This window comes from Aeromonas sp. S18(2024) (assembly GCF_041402525.1).
Classification (GTDB): Bacteria; Pseudomonadota; Gammaproteobacteria; order Enterobacterales; family Aeromonadaceae; genus Aeromonas; species Aeromonas enteropelogenes.
In genome coordinates, this window is record NZ_JBGLQV010000011.1 from 57,236 (window position 1) to 78,473 (window position 21,238).

Consider the following 21,238-nt stretch of genomic DNA (forward strand, 5'->3'; position numbering starts at 1 on the left):
TGTAATCGTTTCCATTTCGTTGTGAGGATCACAGAAGGAATCACAACAAACCGATTACATTTACTGGCGCTTGCTCAATTGCTCGCCACCCTACAACACAGATAGATACATCGGAGCACACATAATGAAAAAACTCACCACAGTTGCCACCCTGTTGATGGGCCTGATGGCCGGTGCCACTGCCCATGCCGAAACCCGGATCGGGGTCACCGTTTACAAATACGACGACAACTTCATGTCGGTCGTACGCAAGGCCATCGAGAAGGAGGCGGCAGCCAATCCGGACGTGGAGCTGTTGATGAATGACTCCCAGAACGATCAGTCCAAGCAGAACGATCAGATCGACGTGCTGCTGGCCAAGGGGGTGAAGGCCCTGGCCATCAACCTTGTTGACCCGGCGGCGGCCCCCGTGGTGATCGAGAAGGCCCGTGGTGAAGATGTGCCTGTGGTGTTCTACAACAAGGAACCGAACGCCACCGACCTGGCCAGCTATGACAAGGCTTATTACGTAGGTACCGACTCCAAGGAGTCCGGCATTATCCAGGGTCAGCTGATTGCCAAGCACTGGAAAGCCAATCCGGCCTGGGATCTGAACAAGGATGGCGTCATCCAGTTCGTGCTGCTGAAAGGCGAACCGGGCCACCCGGATGCGGAAGCCCGCACCACCTACGTGGTCAAGACCCTGAACGAGGGTGGCATCAAGACCCAGCAGCTGCACATGGATACCGGTATGTGGGATACCGCCATGGCGAAAGACAAGATGGATGCCTGGATCTCCGGCCCCAACGCCGACAAGATCGAAGTGGTCATTGCCAACAACGACGGCATGGCAATGGGCGCTGTTGAATCCCTCAAGGCTCAGGGCAAGACCGCCATTCCGGTGTTCGGTGTCGATGCGTTGCCGGAGGCCCTGGCGCTGGTCAAGAGCGGTGCCATGGCCGGTACCGTGCTGAACGATGCGACCAACCAGGCCAAGGCCACCTTCGATCTGACCAAGAACCTGGCCGAAGGCAAACCCGCCGGTGAAGGCACCAGCTGGAACATTGTCGACAAGGTCGTCCGTGTTCCCTACGTCGGTGTCGATAAAGACAACCTGTCCCAGTTCCAGTAATCCTCCCCTTCAGGGCAAGGGAGATCCCCTTGCCCTCTGTTTCAACCAGATGTGATGGCTGATATGACAACACAGCAACAATCAGAATGGCTGTTGGAGATGATTGACGTCAGTAAGAGCTTTCCTGGCGTCAAGGCACTCGATAATGTCAATTTACGGGTCCGTCCTCATTCTGTGCATGCGTTGATGGGCGAGAACGGGGCGGGGAAATCCACGCTGCTCAAGTGCCTGTTCGGCATCTACGAGAAGGATCAGGGCAAGATCTTCTTCAAGGGGCAGGAGATCAACTTCACCTCCTCCAAGGAGGCGCTGGAGAACGGTGTCTCCATGGTGCATCAGGAGCTGAACCTGGTGCTGCAACGCTCCGTGATGGACAACATGTGGCTCGGTCGCTACCCCACCAGGGGGTGGTTCATCGACCATGACAAGATGTATGACGACACCAAGCAGATCTTCGACGAGCTGGATATCGACATCGACCCCAGGGTCAAGGTGGCGACCCTGTCGGTCTCCCAGATGCAGATGATCGAGATCGCCAAGGCGTTCTCCTACGATGCCAAGATCGTCATCATGGACGAACCCACCTCCTCCCTGACCGAGAAAGAGGTCAACCACCTCTTCAAGATCATCAACAAGCTCAAGGAGAAGGGGTGCGGCATCGTCTACATCTCCCACAAGATGGAAGAGATCTTCCAGCTCTGTGACGAGATCACCATATTGCGGGATGGCCAGTGGGTGGCGACCCAGCCCCTCAAGGGGATGACCATGGATCAGATCATCGGCATGATGGTCGGTCGCGAGCTCACCCAGCGCTTCCCGGAGAAAACCAACCAGCCGAAAGAGGTGATCCTCGAGGTCGAGCACCTGACGGCGAAGAACCAGCCCTCCATCCAGGACATCACCTTCAACCTGCACAAGGGGGAGATCCTTGGCATCGCCGGTCTGGTGGGGGCCAAGCGTACCGACATCGTCGAAACCCTGTTCGGCATCCGTGAGCATGTCGAGGGTAGCATCCGGCTTCATGGCAAGGAGATCGCGAACCACAACGCCCACGAGGCGATTCGCAACGGTTTCGCCCTGGTTACGGAAGAGCGTCGTTCCACCGGCATTTATTCCCGTCTCGACATCGCCTTCAACTCCCTGATCGCCAACATGGACAACTACAAGGGCTCCATGGGGCTGCTCAGCGACCAGAAAATGAAGAGCGACACCCAGTGGGTCATCGACTCCATGCGGGTCAAGACACCGACCCAGCAGACCCAGATCGGCTCCCTCTCGGGGGGCAACCAGCAGAAGGTGATCATCGGCCGCTGGCTGCTGACCCAGCCGGAGATCCTGATGCTGGACGAGCCGACCCGCGGCATCGATGTAGGGGCCAAGTTCGAGATCTATCAGCTCATCCTGGAGCTGGCGAAGAAGGACAAGGGCATCATCATCATCTCGTCCGAGATGCCGGAATTGCTCGGGATCACCGACCGCATCCTGGTGATGAGCAATGGCCGGGTCGCCGGGATCGTCAATACCAAAGAAACTGACCAGAGCGAGATATTGCGTCTGGCATCTCTGTACCTCTAGAGACAGGAAGACATTTATGGAGTCGGCAAAAAATTTCAATCTGATGCAGGCGCTCAAGGAGAACGGCATCTATGTGGTGCTGCTGGTGCTGCTGATGATCATCGTCATCAAGGAACCCTCGTTCCTGAGCCTCACCAACCTCAGCAACATCCTGACCCAGTCCTCGGTGCGGGTCATCATTGCCCTCGGGGTGGCGGGCATCATCATCACCCAGGGGACTGACCTGTCGGCCGGTCGCCAGGTGGGCCTGGCGGCGCTCATCGCGGCGACCATGCTGCAGGCGCTGACCAACGTCAACAAGGTCTTCCCGACCCTGGGCGAGGTGCCCATCCCGGTGGTGATCCTGCTGGTGTGCGCCGTCGGTGCCCTGATTGGCCTCATCAACGGCCTGATCGTGGCCTACCTGAACGTGACCCCCTTCATCACCACCCTGGGGACCATGATCATCGTCTACGGTATCAACTCCCTCTATTTCGATTCGGTGGGCGCTTCACCGGTAGCCGGCTTCGATCCCCGCTTCTCCAGCTTCGCGCAGGGCTTTATCCGGATAGGAGGCTTCAAGCTGTCGTATCTGACCTTCTACGCGGCCATCGCCAGCGTGTTCGTCTGGGTGTTGTGGAACAAGACCCGCTTTGGCAAGAACATCTTCGCCATCGGTGGCAACCCGGAAGCGGCCAAGGTCTCCGGTGTCAACGTAGCGGTCAACCTGGTGATGATCTATGCCCTGGCCGGCGTCTTCTACGCCTTCGGCGGCATGCTGGAGGCGGGCCGGATCGGCAGTGCCACCAACAACCTGGGCTTCATGTACGAGCTGGACGCCATCGCCGCCTGTGTGGTGGGCGGGGTATCGTTCGCCGGCGGCGTGGGTACCGTGGCCGGGGTGATCACCGGGGTACTCATCTTCACCCTGATCAACTACGGTCTGACCTATATCGGCGTCAGCCCCTACTGGCAGTTCATCATCAAGGGCGGCATCATCATTCTGGCGGTGGCGCTGGACTCCATGAAGTACGCCAAGAAGAAGTAATAGCAACTGCCCGCAGGCAGTACGGAAATAAAAAAACAGGGCCATCCGGCCCTGTTTTTTTATTTGTTTCTTACGGCTTAACCGGCCTTGCGCTTTAAATAGACCCCGGCTTCCATGTGGTGGGTCCAGGGGAACTGGTCGAACAGGGCGAAGCGGGCGATCTCGTGGGTCTCGCCGAGCACCTGCATGTTGGCCTGCAGGGTCTCGGGGTTACAGGAGATGTAGAGGATGTTGTCGTAATCCTGCACCAGCTTGACGGTGGCATCGTCGAGACCGGCGCGGGGCGGGTCGACGAAGATGGTGTTGCACTGGTAAGCAGAGAGGTCGACCCCCTTGAGGCGGTTGAACTCCCGTTCGCCGCGCATCGCCATGGTGAACTCCTCGGCAGACATGCGCAGGATGATCAGGTTGTCGACTCCGTTGGCGGCGATGTTGTACTGGGCTGAATCCACGCTTGGTTTGGCGATCTCGGTGGCCAGCACCTTGCGGAAATTCTGGGCCAGGGCGATGGAGAAGTTGCCGTTGCCGCAGTAGAGCTCCAGCAGGTCGCCCTCGCTGCCTCGGGTCACGTCCAGCGCCCAGCCCAGCATCTGCTCGTTGATGGCGGCGTTGGGCTGGGTGAAGCTGTTCTCCACCTGCTTGTAGGTGAGCTGGCGGCCGGCGACGTTCAGCTGCTCGACGACGAAATCATTGCCCAGGCAAATCTTCTGCTTGTGGGCGCGGCCAATCAGCTGCAGATCAAACCCCTTGGCGCGCAGGTCGGCCTGCAATGCCTCGGCGGCCTGCTGCCACTCGGCCTCGAGCTTGCGATGGTAGAGCAGGCTGACAACGATCTGGCCGGACTGGGTCGAGAGATAGTCGATCTGGAACAGCTTGCGGCGCAGCACCGGCTGCGGGCGCAGCCCCTCCAGCAACACAGGCATCAGCTGGTTGATGAGGCGGCTGGCGGTGGGGAAATGGTCGACCCGGATGATCTCTCTGGTGGCCGGTGCATACATGCAGTGGAAGAGGTCATCCCCCTCGTGCCAGATGCGAAATTCGGCGCGCATCCGGTAATATTCGGCGGGCGAGGTGTGCACCTCCAGCTTTGGGAGCGGGTAGCCGGCGAACAGCCGGGTGAGTCGCTCGCATTTTTCGTCGAGCTGGGCCTGATAGTCGGCAGGAGTCCGCAGGGGCTGGGAGTCAGCGGAAGCCCGTTGGGATTGGGTCATAGATACCTCATATGCACACCGGCCGGGCCGGAACGAAAACGGGGGAAGGCAACAGGCCACCCAAAGGGGCCCGATTTTAAAAGGCCGCTCTGGATTGTCCAGTATTTTGTGGTCAAGAAGTGTGCAATCGGGCCGATATCCGATCTACAGGCATGATGGGAGGACACATGATGCAAATCGATGGCGTGGGCGCGGCCCAACCCAAGGGAGTGGGTGTTTCTCCCAAATCGCCCCAACAGGCACAGGCAAAGCAGAATCAGGGCGGGGAGGAGGTCTCCCTGCACCAGCCACCGAAGTGGGCTCAGGTGCTGATCCAGCAGGCGCTGCAATTCTCCCTGGAGATCAACGGCCAGCACTATCAGGCGCCCAAGACGAAGGCGCCGGAGGAGATCACCCCCGAGACCCTATTCGACTTCCAGTCGGTGGCGGACAACGTGCTGCAGTTCGTCACCGGTCGTCTGGGGGCAGCTCGTGCCGATGGCAAGTCCGACGACGAGCTGACCAAGATGATGGAGCAAGCCCGCAAGGGGGTCGACATGGGCTTTAACGCAGCCAAGCAGCAGCTGGGGGATCTGGCTACCGACAACGAGGACATCAAGACCGGCATCGAGCAGAGCTACAAGCTGATCCAAGACGGGCTCGAGGAGTTTGAACGGGAGTTTTTCGGCAAGGTCTCCCCCACCGAGCGGGCCGCGATCGAGATGGCCAGCCGCCAGCAGGGCATTCTGGAGATCGAAACCAAGGATGGCGACAAGGTGCTGCTGCGTTTCAATGACAGCTGGCAGATGAAGTCCAGGCAGGGTGAGGGGGGCAGCCAGTTCAGCCTCAAGTCGAGCCAGAGCTTCAGCTTCTCCCTGGAAGGGGATCTCAGCAGCGAAGAGATGGACTCTATCGGCAAGCTGGTCAAGGGGATCGACGATCTGGCGGGGAGCTTCTTCTCAGGCAACTTCGACGATCTGCTCAAGAAAGCGGGCGAGCTGCAACTGGATGACAGCCAGCTGGCCTCCTACTCGCTCAAGCTCAAGCAGAGCGTCAAGCTGAGCCAGACCTATCAGGGGGCTCACTCCCTGCAGGAGATGCTCAAACCGCTGGCCGACTACCTGCCCAAACTTGATCAGGTGCAGCTGCAGGCGGATACCCTGTTGCCCGCCTCCCAGCAACAGGCGCTGGTGCCCGCCGTGCTGGCCGCCAGAGGGGAGGAGGACCCGGCCCAGGTCAGCAGCTTCACCAGTTTCAACCAGCGCATGCTGGAGGCGTTGCGGATGATTGGCCAGTTCCAGCCCGCGACCGGGACCGACAGCCAGTACGGCTGATAGCCGGCCTCACTCCCTAATAATCAGCCGTTTGCCACGCCCGCCGGGGGCTGGCAAACTGGCCTTTTCTTCAATCCGGTCGTCCCATGAACCCCAAGAAGCCCAGAGACAAGCGCGAGCTCTGCTACCCCTTTATTTTCGAAACGTCGCTCAAATGTGATTTTGAAATCGCCACCGACGAGCTCTGTTGTCAGGTGGGGGCCGTGCTGTCACACCTTGCACCGGATGCCGATATTCAGCCCATGCTGGCGGATCTCGCAGCGTTGCAACGCCTTATCTACAACCTCAACGGTTCGGTGCGCGGCAAGCTCGGCCTCTTCGAGGAGGATCTGGACTGGCTCAAGGGGCGTTACGATCACTACAACGAGGCGAGCCGTGGCCGGGTCACCGGTTTCGTGTTGCCCCAGGGGCCGCAACCCATCCCGACCCTGCATCTGTGCCGCTGCGGCAGCAAGAAGGTGGTGCGACTGCTGGTGCGGCTGGAGGAGAGTGACGTCGCATTCGACCCCATCCTCTATCGCTTTGCCAACCTGTTGGCCAACTTCTTCTTCGTGCTCACCGTCTACCTCAAGCAGCTGTGGCAGGTGCCGGAAGTGCCCTACGTCAGCATCAACTACTGATACGGTCGGGCCGTCATAGGGCGCTGCCTGCCGCCATGGGCGGGGTTGCCAGCCAGCGCCGATTGCACAAACGAAAAACCGGAGCACTGGGCTCCGGTTTTTTATTTCCAACTGGCGAGCGTCACTCTCAGCTGGACAGCAGCACCCTGGCCGAATTGGCGGGGACGGTCAGCTGCAGCTCTCCCTGCACCACTTCGAACTTGTCGCCGTTGAAGGCATCGGTGAAGCGGCTGGCCGGGCTGGCGGTCTGCCACAGGGGCAGGCTGATGGTGCGCGGCTCGCTGGGATGACGATTACAGGCCACCACCACCTGATCGCTTTGCAGGGTGCGGGCGAACACATAGCTGTGGGGGCCGGCATAGAGGGTCTGGATATCGCCACGGCGCAGGGAGGGGCGCTGGCGGCGGATCTGGATCAGGCGGCGGTAGTGGTCGTGCAGCACGTGATCCCAGGCGGTGGTTTCCCACGGGAAGCAGCGACGGCAATCCGGGTCGTTGCCGCCGGAGAGCCCCACCTCGTCACCGTAGTAGATGGAGGGCACGCCGATATAGGTGAGCAGCAAGGTGGCGGCGAGGCGCATCCGCTGTTTGTCCTCTCCCAGCAGGTGGAGGAAGCGGGCGGTGTCGTGGCTGTCCAGCAGGTTGAACTGGGCCAGCTGGTTCTTGAACGGGATGTGGGCCCGCGCCAGCCTGAGCCAGCGATCCAGCTCCTCGGCGCTGATCTTGATGGGGTGATAGGCGATGTCCTGGCCGGCCAGGAAGGCGCGGATCGGGTGGGCGAAGCCATAGTAATTCATGGCGCCGTCTTCCTGATCTCCCTGCAGCCACTGGCTTGCCTCGAAGAAGTGTTCGCCGAGCACGTAGGCGTCCGGGTTCTCCTGCTTCACCGCGCCGCGAATCGCGCGCACATGGCCGCTGTTGCCCTCGGCGGTGCCCCGCTCACCCAGCATGTGAATGACGTCGAAGCGCCAGCCGTCGATCTGGTAGGGCGCACGCATCCAGTAGCGCAGGATGGCGTCATCGGCCCGGTAGACGGCGTCCTGTACCTGCTCGCTGGAGAAATCGAGCTTGGGCAGGCTGCGAATGCCCTTCCAGCTGACGTAATCCCCATCGCCATCAAAGGTATAAAAGCTGCGCCATGGCGAATCCGGGTTGCTCTGGGCCCCCAGCGGCGGGCAGAACCAGGGGTGCTCGGTGGAGGTGTGGTTGACCACCGCATCCAGGATGATCTTCATGCCGCGCTGGTGCAGGTTGCGGGTCAGCTCGGCGAACTGGGCGTTGGTGCCCAGATGCGGGTCGACCTTGAAATAGTCCTGGGTGTCGTACTTGTGGTTGCTCGGTGAATCGAAGATGGGGTTGAGGTAGAGCGCCGTCACCCCGAGGGACTGCAGGTAGTGCAGCTTGGCATCGATGCCCGCCAGATCGCCGCCATAGAATTCGCAGGCGCCGTGCCCCTCGTCGTGGCGACTGACCGGCTCGCCCCAGGCCTTGCTGATGACCGCCTTGCCACGATATTCGTACTCGTGATGCTTGACGCTAAGCGACGGGTCGCCGTTGCAGAAGCGGTCGGGGAAGATCTGGTAGAACACCTGATCCTGCACCCAGGCCGGCGGCTGGTGCAGGCTGTTGAAGCGAAAATGCTGTTCCCGCGGCGGCATGGCCGAACTGACGCCGGCACCGTGCAGCCACCACTGCTCCTCATCGGTGAGGCACTTGAAGCAGTAAAGGTGGATATCCTGCCCCTTGATGAGCGGCAGGGTTCCCTGCCATACCTGCAGCCTGTCCCGGGTGGAGACAGGGGTCATGGCGATCAGGTACTCCTCGTTGTCCGGCTCGTGGCGCAGCCACACCTCGCGGATGGGGGCGTCCAGTTCGCTGAACAGGGTGAGTTGCAGTGCATCGGCGCTCTCTTTGAACCAGGGCGCTACCTGGGGATGAAACAGAAACGGATGGGTCATGATCACTTATTGAGTCAGAAGCTCGGCAAGGGCGTTGCCCTGTTCGTGCAGCGTTTCGAGCTGGTTTGCCAGCGACTTGGGGTCCAGTCCAAGCTGGTCGGCCAGCGGTTTGGGGAAGCGGGCTATGATGGCCTGGGCCGGCACCCCCGCATTCCAGGCGAAGGAGATAAACACGGCGAGGCGGATCAGCACCGCCTCCTTGCTGATCGGATCGTGGGAGAGGGGATCCAGCTGCTGGGAGATGGCCTCGATGAAGCTCTCCGACAGGTTCCAGCGCCGTGCCAGCTCGGCTCCGAGCTGGGCGTAGTCAAATCCAAGCATCTCCCGCTGGGCCTCGACCCGGCTGCTCCCCTTCTGGATCGCCAGATTGATGAGTTCGGCCTCTTCCGGCAGGGTGCTCTGAATGAGCAACTCGCCAATGTTGTGGATCAGCGCGCAGGTGAAGGCGGTTTCGGGATCCAGCACATTGGCCTCTTTGGCCAGCGTCCTGGCGATGGTGGCCACCTGGAAGGTCTCGGTCCAGAACTTGTTCTTGTCAAAACTGGGGGGCGTCTTGAAGCTGCCTATGATGCCGGAGGCAACCACGATGGAGCGCAAGCGGTTGAAGCCAAGGCGGATCACCGCCTGCTCGACCGAAGTCACTTCGTTGCCACGGCGCAGGGCGGCCGAGTTGGCCATCCGCAGCACCTTGACGCTGATCACCTGATCCATGGCGATCTTGGCCGCAATCAGGTCGATGCGGGCGTTGTCATCGTTGAAACTCTGCATCAACTCGTGCAGCAGCTTGGGTATGGTGGGGAGTTGCTTGATCTTGTCAAACAGACGGTCCATCGACATGGCTGAGGCAGCCTCCATTGCGAATTCTGCCTCATATTGTGCCACAGCCGGGCAACATGTTCCTGTTTGTGATGCGGCTTTTGAGCGTCAAAACACCCAGTCGCGCAATTGGTATTCCAAACGGTGCTGCTTGCCTTGCAGGATCAGGGTCTGGCTGTCGCCGCTCAGACGCGCCCCCTCGGTCAGGGTGGTGAGCACCGCCTGTTCGATGGCATCGAGGGGCGGCGTGCAGGCCCTGACCGTGCTGCCGAGGCTGGTGACCCACAACTTGTCTTTTTTCAGATGGCCCTGGCCGAAGTAACGGTTGCAACCTGCGATGCCGTTGACGGTGAAGTGTTCGCCGATCTCGAGGTCGGGAGGATTGTCGCGCACCGACGCGACCGGTTGGCCATCCAGCTTGCTCAGCACCCAGTGATGATGTTGCAGATCCTGCTGGACAAAGGCAGTCGAGCTGCATCCGGCGAGCATGAAAAGGGGGATCAGCAGGGCGGGCAATTTGGACATATCAAGGCTCCGTTGGGGGGAACGACAAGCATATCCTGTCGGGGCCGCTTGCAGCAGAGGAAGAGGAGAGCAAGCCGACCGCTTCTGTCGCCGCCATTTCGCCTCGGTGTCGTTAAATGGCGACATCTATCTGCTTTTTGCCGGCAATATGTCCGATCTGCTGAGTAAACAGCCGGTCGGGCAACAGACAACAGAATGCCAGCTCCCCATGCAGACAACAGATGAGCAGAGGCGTTCGGGAACGTGCTCCGTCGGTCATTTGGTGCCATCAATGCCGGGTGTGATAAAGTGCCGCAACGATTAACGCCTTGATGAAACATATAAAATGACCACCGAGCAGCTGGACTCACTGTTTGACCGCCTGTTTCCCATCTGTCGCAGCATCTCGGGGGCGGGGCTGCGCGAGAGTCTGGCCATCTTCGCCGAGCAGATGCCATTGCAGCTGGAGAGCACGCCATCCGGCACCCAGGTCTTTGATTGGACTGTCCCGCACGAATGGCATATCGATTCGGCGACACTGACTGCGCCAGATGGCCGCGTGGTGGCCGATTTTGCCGATCACAATCTGAGGGTGGTCAACTATTCGGCGCCGGTTGAGGGGCGCTATTCGCTCGAGGAGTTGCGCCCCCGGCTTCATACCCTGCCGCATCTGCCGGATCTGATCCCCTACGTCACCTCCTATTACCAGCCGAACTGGGGGTTCTGCCTCACCCACAACGAGCTGGCGCAGCTGGCTCCCGGTGACTATCAGGTGCGCATCGACAGCCGGTTCCAGGCCGGCGAGATCAATTACGGCACGGCCCTGCTGGGCGGCGAGAGTCAGCAGGAGTTTCTGCTGTCGAGCTATTTGTGTCACCCCAGCATGGCGAACAACGAGCTGAGCGGCCCCCTGGTGCTGCTCGGCTTGTACCACAGGCTGGCCCGCTGGCCGAAGCGGCGGTTCAGCTACCGCTTCGTGCTGGCGCCCGAAACCATTGGGAGCCTCTGCTACCTGCATCGTTATGGCGAGCACCTGAAGTCCCACTGCATCGGTGGTCTGGTGCTGACCTGTCTGGGAGGGCCGGCCAGCGCCCTCTCCGTCAAGCTGGCCAGGCAGGAGGAGTGCCTGCTCAATCAACTGGTACGCCAGCTGGCCAGCGAACAGCCCGAGCGCTGGGCGGTCCGCGAGTTCACCCCCTGCCACGGGTCGGACGAGCGCCAGTACTGCTCGCCGGGCTTTGACCTGCCGGTGGCGCAAGCGGCCCGCACCGTCTACGGCAACTTTGCCGAATACCATACCAGCGGTGATACCAAGGAGTTCATGCAGATCTCCCGCCTGATCGAGGCCATCGATCAGCTCGAACAACTGCTGTTGCAGCACGAGAATGCCGGGGTGTTCGAGCGTACCAACCCCTACGGTGAACCCCAGCTCGGCAAGCGGGGGCTCTACCCCAACCTGAATTCGCCCGCGAGCTACGGCAAATCGAGCGATCAGCTGCTGGATGGCCGTACCCAGCTGATGGCGATGCAGTGGATCCTGAACCTGGCCGACGGCCGGCACACGCTGCTGCAGATGGCCCGTCGTGCCAGGATGCCGCTGGCGACCCTGCTGGCCGTGGTACCCTTGCTGGAAGAGGCTGAGCTTATCCGGTTTACTGCCCCGCAGTGCCGCTGACAGGAGAAAACATGTCGATAGTCCTGATTACCGGGGATCACCCCCGCCACCGCTACCTGGCGCGCCAGGTGATGGCCAGCGGCCTGCCGGTGACCTGGTTCGCCGAACGGCGGGAACACTTCACCCCGGCGCCACCGGCTCATCTGAACGGGCGCCTGGCAGCACTGTGGCAACACCACTTCCGCCTGCGTGACGAGTGCGAGCAGCACTATTTTGCCGCCCAGGGAGCGCCGCTGGATGCGGCCATCGGCATCGGGCATGGCGAGCTGAACGGGCCCGAGATGATCCGCAGGATCAGCCAGTTGCAGCCGACACTGCTGCTCTCCTACGGTTGCCACAAACTCTCCCCCGAGTTGCTGAACTGCTTTGACGGCATGGCGTGGAACGTGCACGGCGGCCTCTCGCCCTGGTACCGTGGCTGCATCACCCACTTCTGGCCCAGCTACATGCTGGAGCCCCAGATGACGGGGATGACCCTGCACGAGACGACCGAGGCCATCGATGGCGGCAATATCCTCTACCAGACGGCTGTCACGCCGCGACGGGGCGATCGGCTGCATGATCTGGCCTGCCGGGCTGTCAGGGAGTTTTGCGATACGCTGCCCGCCGTGCTGGGAACCCTGCTGGCCCGGGAGCAACCCGTGTCAGGCATCGCCGCCACCAGCACGGGGCGTATCTGGACGGCCCGCATGTGGCAACCCCAGCATCTGGAGGTGGTATACGGCCAGTTCGAGGACAAGATAGTCGACTACTGTCTCGATTCCGGCATCGCCATGCCGCCGGCCAGGTTGCTTTGCGTCGACGGCCTCGACATGACCAGCCCTCAGCCCTGAGGGTCTGCATGATGAACAACAGGGAGGCCATTGGCCTCCCTGTTGTTTTGTGGCACTCCTGAGCCGGAGCGGTTATTCCCCCTGGTTCGCCGAAGCGAACAGCCGCTCCGCGTAACGGGCCAGGCCGGCGGCAACCGAGCCGAAGTCATCGCCCCCTTCCAGCGGAATAGCCGGGAGCTTCTGGCGGATAAAGCTGGCGATCAGCGGCGAGCGGGCGCTGCCGCCGGTGACGAAGATGCGATCCGGCTGTACGCCGGCGGCGGCGATGGCCTCATCCATCAGCTCGCCGATCTTCTCCAGCAGCGGCGCCGAGGCGCAGGCCAGCTGCTCGCGATTGAGTTCTGCTGCCAGCCCTTTCTCCAGCTCGTCCAGGGATTGGCGGTTCAGATCCTGCTCCGAGAGGGCGATCTTGCCCTGCTCGGCGCGCCACACCAGCTGGTGGCTCAGCTTGTGGGCCCGCAGGTTGGCAAGGCGCGATAGCTTGCTGCCGGGCTGGCTGTCGAGCTGCAGATCTTGCAGCTGGCGGACGGTATCCAGGCTGTAGAAGCGGCTCTGGGCGCTGACGTCGTTGATGGCGGCCGCATCCCAGAACAGGGGGTGGGGCAGCGGCTTGCCGGTCTTGAGGGTCTCGTGCATGCCGAGCAGTGGCATCATGCCTTCCACCGTCAGGCGGATGTCGAAGTCGTTGCCGCCGATGCGCTGGCCGCTGTGGCCGAGGAGATCGCCGCTGCGATCCAGCTGGTCACGATAACTCGGGCCCATGCGCAGCATGGAACAGTCTGTGGTACCGCCGCCGATATCCACCACCAGTACCACGGCATCTTCGGTGAGGCGCGCCTCGAATTCAAAACCGGCCGCCACCGGCTCGTAGAGAAATTCCACCTGCTCGAACCCGGCGAGGCGGGCCGCCTCGGTCAGGATGGCGATGGCCTGGCGGTTGCTCTCCTCCCCCGCCAGCCCCTGGAAGTTGACCGGGCGGCCGATCACCGCCTGGCGGATGGGGGCTCCGGTCTGCTGCTCAGCCTGCTGGCGAACGTGCAGCATCATGGCGCAGACGATGTCTTCGAACAGGGCAATCTGGGGGGCCTTGAGGCCATAGGCGCCGAGGAAGGATTTGGGCGACTTGATGTAATAGCCCTCGTCCGGCTCTTCCAGATAGCGCTCCAGCGCCGCGGTGCCAAAGCTGAGCTCGTCGATCAGCCCCTCTTCCCGCATCTGGCGGCGCACGCTCTGGGCCCGGGTAACCACGGGGCCGCGCAGCTTGAGGTATTCCGCCTGGCGGGTCGGGGCCAGTCCTTCGGCCAGCAGGCCCGCGATGGCATCCCGATGGGGGGCGTGCAGGGTGGAGGGGAGATAGCGAGAGGCGCCGAGATTGAGCAGCCTGGGGCTGCCTTGCTCCATCACGGCAACGGCACAGTTGGAGGTACCGTAATCAAATCCGATAAACATGGGCAGCCAGACTCCTGAATAAAAAAGGGGGGCTAGCCTACCCGATGGCGCCGGGTCTCACAACCCGGCGCAGGGTGAAGAAAGGGGCTATCCCTTACTCCACCTCGTTGTCGCAGCGACCCTGGCTGTCGAGCGCCCGGATGTTGCTGAGGGTGGTATCGGCGATGGCGTGCAGCGCCTCGCGGGTCAGGAAGGCCTGGTGGCCGGTGAACAACACGTTGTGGCAGGCCGACAGGCGGCGGAACACGTCATCGGTGATCACCTCGTTGGACTTGTCGGCAAAGAAGAGATCTTCCTCTTCCTCGTAGACGTCCAGCCCCAGGGCGCCGATGCGGGCGGTCTTGAGTGCCTCGATGGCGGCGTTTGAGTCGAGCAGGCCGCCACGGCTGGTGTTGATGATCATCACCCCGTCCTTCATCTTGTCGAACGCCTCCTTGTTCAGCAGGTGGTAGTTCTCCTTGAACAGCGGGCAGTGCAGGCTGATGACGTCGGACTGGCGGAACAGGGTGTCGAGATCCACGTACTCGGCCCCCAGATCGAGCGCCGCCTGGTTCTGGTACGGATCGCTTACCAGCAGCCGCATGCCGAAGCCCTTGAGAATGCGCAGGGTGGCGATGCCGATCTTGCCGGTGCCTATGATGCCGGCGGTGCGGCCGTGCATGTTGAAGCCGACCAGCCCCTCCAGCGAGAAGTTGGCGTCGCGGGTGCGCTGATAGGCCTTATGGATACGGCGGTTGAGGGTCATCATCAGCCCCACCGCGTGCTCGGCCACCGCCTCCGGTGAGTAGGCCGGTACCCGCACTACCTTCATCCCCAGCTCCCTGGCGGCAGCCAGATCCACGTTGTTGTAGCCGGCGCAGCGCAGGGCGATGACCTTGGTGCCGTTGGCGGCCAGCTCGGTCAGGACTTCGCGATCCGCATCGTCGTTGACGAACAGGCAGACGACCGGGAAGCCGTGAGCCAGTCGGGCCGTCTTGGCCTCCAGACGAACATCGAAAAACTCCAGGTTGAAGCTGTACTGGCTGTTGGCCTGGTTGAAATGCTCTTTGTCATAGCTCTTGCTGCTGAAAACGGCGACTTTCATGTTGGAACTCCGTATCGGTTGATGGCGTCACGTTACTACAAACCGTGATCCTGATCACCATGCCCGCATGACGTACTTACTCCAGCTCGAACGGCGGCCGGAAGGTCATCTCGTGGACGATCACGTCCGCCGGCAGACCAAGCAGGGTGGTGATGGTGGTGGCCACGCTGGCGGGTTGCATGTAGTGAGGCTTGGCCTCGGCCCGGAACGGAGTATCGACGCCGCCCGGGTAGAGGGTCGAGACCTTGATGCCGTGGGGCTGGGCCTCCTTCATCATCACCTGGCTCAGGCTCGCCAGGCCGCTCTTCATGGTGCTGTAGATGCCCATGGGGGTGGGGTGGCGCAGGGCGCAGGTGCTCACCACGTTGATGATGTAACCGCTGCCGCGCGGGATCATCTCGCGCAGGGCCTCGCGTCCGAGCAGATAGGGGGCGCGCAGGTTGAGGGCGTATTGCAGCTCGAACTCTTCCAGCGTGGTGTCGGCGATCGGCACCTTGCGCGGGTTGGCACCGGCGTTGTTGATCAGCACATCGACCCGCCCCAGCGTTTCGCGAGCCCGCTGATAGAGGGCCATGGCCTGCGGGGGATCGGTGAGATCGGCGGTGCTGCCGAGACAGCCGGTGGCGGCCATCAGCTCGGCTAGGGCAGCCTCATTGCGGCCGGTGGCATAGACCCGGTAGCCGCGTGCGCACAGGTCGTGCACCACGATGCCGCTGGTGGCGCCGGTGATCAGAACGGTTTCGTACATGCTTGCCTCCTTGCGGGGATCAGCCCCAGGGCATGATGGGCACAGCGCTGACGGCGCTCTTGTAGGAGCCGTCCACCAGCTTGGTGCTGTAGGTGAGATAGACCAGCGCATTGCGCTTCTGGTCGTAAAAGCGCACCACCTTCTGTTCCTTGAACACCAGGGAGGTGCTGACGTCGAATACCTCTTCCCCCGCCTTCAGCTTTTCGGGCAGGGTGATGGGGCCGATCTGATGGCAAGAGAGGGAGGCGTGGGACGGATCTTCCGCCAGCCCCAGTCCGCCCTTGACACCGCCGGTCTTGGGACGCGCCAGATAGCAGGCGACGCCGTCGATCCTGGGGTCATCGAACGCCTCCACCAGGATCTTGTGGTTGGGACCGAGCAGCTTGAACGAGGTGCTCACCTCGCCGACGGGATCGGCCTTGTCGGCGAGGGCCGGCATGGCCAGCAGGCAACCCGCCAGCAGCAGGCTCATCTTGGTCTTTTGCATATCAACTCCTGGGCGCGGTGGAGAGTGGCCAACCCGGCGTTGGGGCGGCCGCTTGCGACAAACGCCCCTTTAGCGGGGCGGATATTGCCAATATTGGGCCGGAATGCGTTGGAGCAAGGGGGTCATGTCCGGATTATCCAGCTTGATGGTGACCCGCCGATCCAGGTTGGCGCTAGCCAGCGCCTCGCGGATCCTGGGGTTCTCATTGAAGAACTTCATGAAGCTACCGTCGGCGTAGGCCCGCTCCAACCCGGTCTGAATCGCCTTGGCCAGCTTGGGATTGTTGGGACTGACGAAGAAGAACTGGGCGAAGGGGTAGCGCAGCAGCAGGTGCTGCTCGATGGCGAGGCGGGGGTATTGCTCGGCCAGTTCGCCATGCTCGGCGAAGATCTCCACCAGGCCGCGGGGGAAGAAATCCACTTTGTCGCCGTCGTTGATGAGGCGGAACAGGTTGCTGTAGCGACCCGAATAGGTGGGGATGCCGGCATTCTCCAGGATCCTGTTGTCGGCCCAGCCGACACCCTGCAATGCCTTCATCTGCTTGAGATCGGCCAGGGTGTTGATCTGGTTGAACTTCTCTTGGGCATCCTGGTGGATGAACGACAGCCGCAGCCCTTCCAGCCCGCGAAACAGCGGGATCGGGATGGCGATGAGGGTGGATTCGAGGGCGCTGGAGGTACCCATCCAGAACACATTGATCTTCTTGCCCTTGACCAGCTGCTGCTGCAGGGTGAACTGGTTGAGATCGAGTTCGACGGGGTCGATGCGAAAGGGTTGTCCGGAGCGGGTCAGGGCCAGTTCAAGCAGCTTGATCTGGTACTCCTGATCCAGGCTGTTGATGGGCCGGCTGGGGATCTTGACCTGCAAAACCTGTGCTTGTGCCAGCAGGGGCAGACACAAGCACAGCTTGATGAGCCATTTCACTCTCTGTTCTCCTCTAGAATCCGGGGCTAGCCCGGAGTCTATCAGAACTTCTCCGCGATCTTGTGGCGAAGTCATGAGCAAGGCGTGTTCGCCGTCAGGCTCGCGGTTCATCGAGATGAACCGGATACCTTGGGCCGTGCAGCCTGCCCGCGATTCACCGCGGATCGTGACGGTCTACAGAGATCAGGCGACGCGGCGAAATACGTGAGTGTCGTTGAATTCCTTGGTGCTCTGGCACTCGACGCAGAAACGGGATTCTGGACGGGCCTGCAACCGCTTGAGAGAGATCTCGTCACCGCAGGATTCGCAGTAGCCGAAGTCTCCTTCGCTGATGCGCTTCAACGCGCCACGCAGTTTGCGCAGGTGCAGTTTGTCGTGCTCGATGCGGTTCAGCTCCAGACGGCGGGCCTCCTCGATGCTGGCACGGTCAATTTCATCAGCCATCTCGTTGGTATCGGTGGCGATGGCCTGGCTGGCCTGGGAGTTGAGGCGTTCCTCGAGCTCGACGATCTGTTGCTCGATCTGCCCCTTGTAAAAGGCCAGTTGGTCTTCAGTCATGAAATCACACATACGATTTACTACCAGTCAGTTTACTAACCCAATTATCCCTGTTTATGGGGGCTGTCTGCCTGCAGACCAAGCCCTTGTGTCCGATTTGCACTCGAATCGTGCAAGAGAGTGCAAATCAGGGCGGGCCTTGTACCAAAAAAATGCAGCCAAGCAAAGCAAATGGGACAAGGATTGTGCGCCCTTGCAAAGAAAAGCCCATTCGGACCACTGTTCGGCCGGGTTCTGTCGCGTCCTGAAACCCCTGTTGGCACTGGCTTTGCAATGAGCTGAGTCCGGGATGAAGTGTTTAGTATTTGGTGCCGTCTTGGTCATTATATGCACCGATATTTATATTTTTTTAAACAGTTCACCTTGACATTGCCCTTGATGGCGGGCTTTTATGGTGATGTTGATTACAATTTGATAACAAGGGTGTTCCATATATTAGACACCCTTGCCAATGACAATCGAAAGTCGGGGTTTAACATGGACAGTATCAAAGGCTGGATGGAGAACAATCGCATCACGGAGGTGGAGTGCCTGTTTCCGGATTTCACCGGCAACGCCCGGGGCAAGATCATCCCAGCCAACAAGTTTCTACGCGAGGGGGGCATGCGCCTTCCCGAGGTCATCTTCACCCAGACGGTAACCGGCGAATACCCGGACGATGACAGCATGATCGACCCGCTGGAGCGGGACATGCAGCTCTATCCCGATCCCAACACCATCCGCTTCGTGCCCTGGGCACTGGAGCCGACCGCCCAGGTGATCCACGACTGCTTCGACGTCAATGGCAAGCTGATCGACATCGCCCCCCGTTCGGTATTGCGCCGGGTTTTGTCATTCTACGAGAAGCAGGGCTGGAAGCCGGTGGTGGCGCCCGAGCTGGAATTCTACCTGGTGACCCGCAACGAAGACCCCGACTATCCCCTGGTGCCTCCGGTGGGACGCAACGGTCGCCCGGAGACCGCACGCCAATCGTTCAGCATCGATGCGGTCAACGAATTCGACCCCATCTTCGAAGACATGTATGACTACTGCGAGGCCCAGGAGCTGGAGGTGGATACCCTGATCCACGAATCCGGCGCCGCCCAGATGGAGATCAACTTCCTGCACGGGGATGCCATTGATCTTGCCGACCAGGTGTTCCTGTTCAAGCGCACCATGCGGGAAGCGGCTCACCGCCACGGCATCTACGCCACCTTTATGGCCAAGCCGATGAGCAATGAGCCCGGCTCCGCCATGCACATCCACCAGAGTCTGGAGGACATGGACGGCCGCAACCTGTTCGGCACCGAGAGCGGTGGCCACTCCGAGCTGTTCATGCACTTCATCGCCGGGCTGCAGAAATACACCCCGGCGGTGACCGCCCTGCTGGCACCGAACGTCAACTCCTATCGCCGCCTCACCTTTGGCGAGAGCGCGCCGCGCAACGTGCAGTGGGGAGTGGAGAACCGTACCTGCGGGTTGCGGGTGCCCTTCTCCGAGCCCAATGCCCGCCGGGTGGAAAACCGCTTCGCCGGTGCCGATGCCAACCCCTATCTGGCGCTGGCCGCCACCCTGGCCTGCGGCTATCTCGGCATGATGGAGAAGCTGGACCCGCTGCCCGAGATGAAGTCGAGCGCCTACGAGCTGCCCTACAGCCTGCCCCGCTCGCTGGAGGAGGCGCTCAGCCATCTCGAGCAGTGCGAGCCGATCAAGGAGATGCTGGGCGAGCGCTTTACCCGCGCCTTCGTGGCGGTCAAGCGCAAGGAATACGAGACCTACTTCGGGGTGATCAGCCGCTGGGAACGGGAATTCCTGCTGCTGAACGTGTGACCCGGATGCGTGCCCGTCACGCATCCCCCCTGTGGGGAGGCTGAACCTCCCCGCTCATATCGAGAGTGTTGGCAGCGCGCCAGCAGCCTCTCGATTCATGAAACAAACCGCTTGAGTCGAAGGAACCGAGGAGCAAGAAATGCAGCACACCACCCGTGAGTGGCAGCAACTGGATGCCAGCCACCACCTGCACCCCTTTACCGATTTTCAGGCCCTGAACAAGAAGGGTAGTCGCATCATCACCAAGGCCGATGGCGTCTATCTGGAGGACTCCGACGGCAAGCGCATCCTCGACGGCATGGCGGGGTTGTGGTGCGTCAACATGGGTTACGGCCGCCAGGAGCTGGTGGAGGCTGCCACCCGCCAGATGCAGCAGCTGCCCTACTACAACCTCTTCTTCCAGACTGCGCACCCGCCGGTGATCGAGCTGGCCACCCTGCTGACCGAGGTGACGCCGGCCCATCTCAATCACGTCTTCTTCACCGGCTCAGGCTCCGAGTGCAACGATACCGTGCTGCGCATGGTGCGCCACTACTGGGCCAGCAAGGGGCAGCCCGACAAGCAGGTGATCATCAGCCGCCACAACGCCTATCACGGCTCCACCGTGGCGGGGGCGAGCCTTGGCGGCATGAAGGGCATGCATGCCCAGGGTGGCTTGCCCATCCCCGGCATAGTGCACATCGATCAGCCCTATCATTTCGGCGAGGGGCAGGGGATGAGTGCCCACGAGTTCGGCCTGGAGCGTGCCCGCCAGCTGGAGAAAAAGATCCTGGAGCTGGGGGTGGACAAGGTGGCCGCCTTTATCGGCGAGCCGATCCAGGGGGCCGGCGGCGTCATCATTCCGCCCGACAGCTACTGGCCCGAGATCCAGCGCATCTGCGATCAGTACGGCATCCTGCTCATCGCCGATGAAGTGATCTGCGGGTTTGGTCGCACCGGCCACTGGTTTGCCAGCGAAGGGTTTGGCATCAAGCCGGATCTGATGTGCCTGGCCAAGGGGATCACCTCCGGCTATCTGCCGCTGGGTGCCGTGATGGTGAGCGATCGGGTCGCCAAGGTGCTGGTGGAGGAGGGAGGCGAGTTCAATCACGGCTTCACCTACTCGGGTCACCCGGTGGCCTGCGCCGTGGCGGTAGCCAATATCCAGCTTATGCAAAACGAGAGCATAGTTAAGCGGGTGCATGATACTATCGGCCCCTATTTGCAGCGTCGCTGGAGCGAGCTGGCCGACCATCCTCTGGTGGGCGAAACTCGCGGCAAAGGCCTGGTGGCCGCGCTGGAAATTGTCCAGGACAAGCAGACCAACCAGCGTTTTCCGGCCGAGGCAAATGCCGGAATGACGTGTCGGGAATTCTGCTTTAACAATGGCTTGGTGATGAGGGCGGTCGGCGATACCATGATCATATCGCCCCCCTTGGTCATCACCGAGGAACAGGTTGATGAATTGGTCAAGCTGGCAAGGCTCAGTCTGGATCTGACTGCTGCGAAGCTGAAGGGATAGCTGGTGCCAGGCAGGTTGGCATGCGCATACAATTTG

General features: G+C 61.3%; 19 protein-coding genes. 9 read left to right on the top strand and 10 right to left on the bottom strand.

Features of this window, described 5'->3' with window-relative positions; genetic code table 11:
• Window positions 1-124: 124 nt before the first annotated feature.
• The 3 genes from mglB to mglC are packed head-to-tail and all read left to right on the top strand — an operon-like array spanning window position 125 to window position 3,713.
• Window positions 125-1,111, top strand: a complete 987-nt coding sequence (mglB, locus tag ACB034_RS16830) for a galactose/glucose ABC transporter substrate-binding protein MglB (protein WP_082037535.1) — start codon at window positions 125-127, stop codon at window positions 1,109-1,111.
• A gap of 54 nt (window positions 1,112-1,165) precedes the next feature.
• Entirely contained in the window at window positions 1,166-2,686 is a 1,521-nt protein-coding gene (gene mglA, locus ACB034_RS16835) for a galactose/methyl galactoside ABC transporter ATP-binding protein MglA (RefSeq protein ID WP_026456960.1), read from the top strand.
• Window positions 2,687-2,702: 16 nt separating this feature from the next.
• The gene (gene mglC, locus ACB034_RS16840; RefSeq protein ID WP_026456961.1) at window positions 2,703-3,713 is read left to right on the top strand and encodes a galactose/methyl galactoside ABC transporter permease MglC; all 1,011 of its coding nucleotides are present in this window, start codon (window positions 2,703-2,705) and stop codon (window positions 3,711-3,713) included.
• Between the two features lie 77 nt (window positions 3,714-3,790).
• Here the strand turns inward: mglC and trmA are convergent, their stop codons facing one another.
• Window positions 3,791-4,924 (bottom strand): tRNA (uridine(54)-C5)-methyltransferase TrmA, encoded by a 1,134-nt coding sequence (gene trmA / locus ACB034_RS16845; protein WP_371173308.1) that lies wholly within the window; start codon window positions 4,922-4,924, stop codon window positions 3,791-3,793.
• 170 nt (window positions 4,925-5,094) lie between these two features.
• On the opposite strand from trmA, the gene ACB034_RS16850 reads away from it, so the two are divergent.
• Window positions 5,095-6,237 (top strand): DUF5610 domain-containing protein, encoded by a 1,143-nt coding sequence (locus ACB034_RS16850; protein WP_371173337.1) that lies wholly within the window; start codon window positions 5,095-5,097, stop codon window positions 6,235-6,237.
• A gap of 86 nt (window positions 6,238-6,323) precedes the next feature.
• Window positions 6,324-6,857, top strand: a complete 534-nt coding sequence (locus tag ACB034_RS16855) for an ATP--cob(I)alamin adenosyltransferase (RefSeq protein ID WP_371173309.1) — start codon at window positions 6,324-6,326, stop codon at window positions 6,855-6,857.
• Window positions 6,858-6,984: 127 nt separating this feature from the next.
• Here ACB034_RS16855 and malZ read toward each other — a convergent pair whose 3' ends face one another.
• The 3 genes from malZ to ACB034_RS16870 all read right to left on the bottom strand — a co-directional run bounded on the left by malZ (window position 6,985) and on the right by ACB034_RS16870 (window position 10,155).
• Window positions 6,985-8,814 carry a maltodextrin glucosidase gene (malZ, locus tag ACB034_RS16860; protein WP_223379523.1) on the bottom strand — a complete coding sequence of 610 codons (1,830 nt, stop codon included), beginning with the start codon at window positions 8,812-8,814 and terminating at the stop codon, window positions 6,985-6,987.
• A 6-nt stretch (window positions 8,815-8,820) separates the two neighbouring features.
• Window positions 8,821-9,669: an HDOD domain-containing protein gene (locus ACB034_RS16865; RefSeq protein ID WP_371173310.1), complete on the bottom strand. Its 849-nt coding sequence runs from the start codon at window positions 9,667-9,669 to the stop codon at window positions 8,821-8,823.
• Between the two features lie 69 nt (window positions 9,670-9,738).
• Complete coding sequence (locus ACB034_RS16870; RefSeq protein WP_371173311.1) at window positions 9,739-10,155, bottom strand: META domain-containing protein; 417 nt, start codon at window positions 10,153-10,155, stop codon at window positions 9,739-9,741.
• A gap of 325 nt (window positions 10,156-10,480) precedes the next feature.
• On the opposite strand from ACB034_RS16870, the gene ACB034_RS16875 reads away from it, so the two are divergent.
• Entirely contained in the window at window positions 10,481-11,809 is a 1,329-nt protein-coding gene (locus ACB034_RS16875; RefSeq protein ID WP_371173312.1) for a DUF4910 domain-containing protein, read from the top strand.
• Between the two features lie 11 nt (window positions 11,810-11,820).
• A complete protein-coding gene (locus tag ACB034_RS16880; protein ID WP_371173313.1) occupies window positions 11,821-12,642 on the top strand; it encodes a formyl transferase in 822 nt (273 codons plus the stop codon).
• A gap of 72 nt (window positions 12,643-12,714) precedes the next feature.
• On the opposite strand, the gene yegD is transcribed toward ACB034_RS16880, so the two are convergent.
• The 6 genes from yegD to ACB034_RS16910 form a co-directional block, all read right to left on the bottom strand.
• Window positions 12,715-14,091 carry a molecular chaperone gene (gene yegD, locus ACB034_RS16885; RefSeq protein WP_371173314.1) on the bottom strand — a complete coding sequence of 459 codons (1,377 nt, stop codon included), beginning with the start codon at window positions 14,089-14,091 and terminating at the stop codon, window positions 12,715-12,717.
• Between the two features lie 94 nt (window positions 14,092-14,185).
• Window positions 14,186-15,175 carry a 2-hydroxyacid dehydrogenase gene (locus ACB034_RS16890; RefSeq protein WP_371173315.1) on the bottom strand — a complete coding sequence of 330 codons (990 nt, stop codon included), beginning with the start codon at window positions 15,173-15,175 and terminating at the stop codon, window positions 14,186-14,188.
• Between the two features lie 76 nt (window positions 15,176-15,251).
• On the bottom strand, window positions 15,252-15,923 hold the full coding sequence (locus ACB034_RS16895) for an SDR family oxidoreductase (RefSeq protein WP_371173316.1): 672 nt from the start codon (window positions 15,921-15,923) through the stop codon (window positions 15,252-15,254).
• Between the two features lie 19 nt (window positions 15,924-15,942).
• Complete coding sequence (locus ACB034_RS16900; RefSeq protein ID WP_026457162.1) at window positions 15,943-16,410, bottom strand: CreA family protein; 468 nt, start codon at window positions 16,408-16,410, stop codon at window positions 15,943-15,945.
• Window positions 16,411-16,479: 69 nt separating this feature from the next.
• Window positions 16,480-17,334, bottom strand: a complete 855-nt coding sequence (locus ACB034_RS16905; RefSeq protein WP_371173317.1) for a hypothetical protein — start codon at window positions 17,332-17,334, stop codon at window positions 16,480-16,482.
• A 183-nt stretch (window positions 17,335-17,517) separates the two neighbouring features.
• Window positions 17,518-17,904 (bottom strand): TraR/DksA C4-type zinc finger protein, encoded by a 387-nt coding sequence (locus tag ACB034_RS16910; protein ID WP_026457164.1) that lies wholly within the window; start codon window positions 17,902-17,904, stop codon window positions 17,518-17,520.
• Window positions 17,905-18,369: 465 nt separating this feature from the next.
• Here ACB034_RS16910 and ACB034_RS16915 point away from each other — a divergent pair, with 465 nt between their 5' ends.
• Together ACB034_RS16915 and ACB034_RS16920 are read left to right on the top strand one after the other, a co-directional pair.
• Complete coding sequence (locus ACB034_RS16915; protein ID WP_042027284.1) at window positions 18,370-19,701, top strand: glutamine synthetase family protein; 1,332 nt, start codon at window positions 18,370-18,372, stop codon at window positions 19,699-19,701.
• A gap of 139 nt (window positions 19,702-19,840) precedes the next feature.
• Entirely contained in the window at window positions 19,841-21,202 is a 1,362-nt protein-coding gene (locus ACB034_RS16920; RefSeq protein WP_371173318.1) for an aspartate aminotransferase family protein, read from the top strand.
• Window positions 21,203-21,238: the final 36 nt, after the last annotated feature.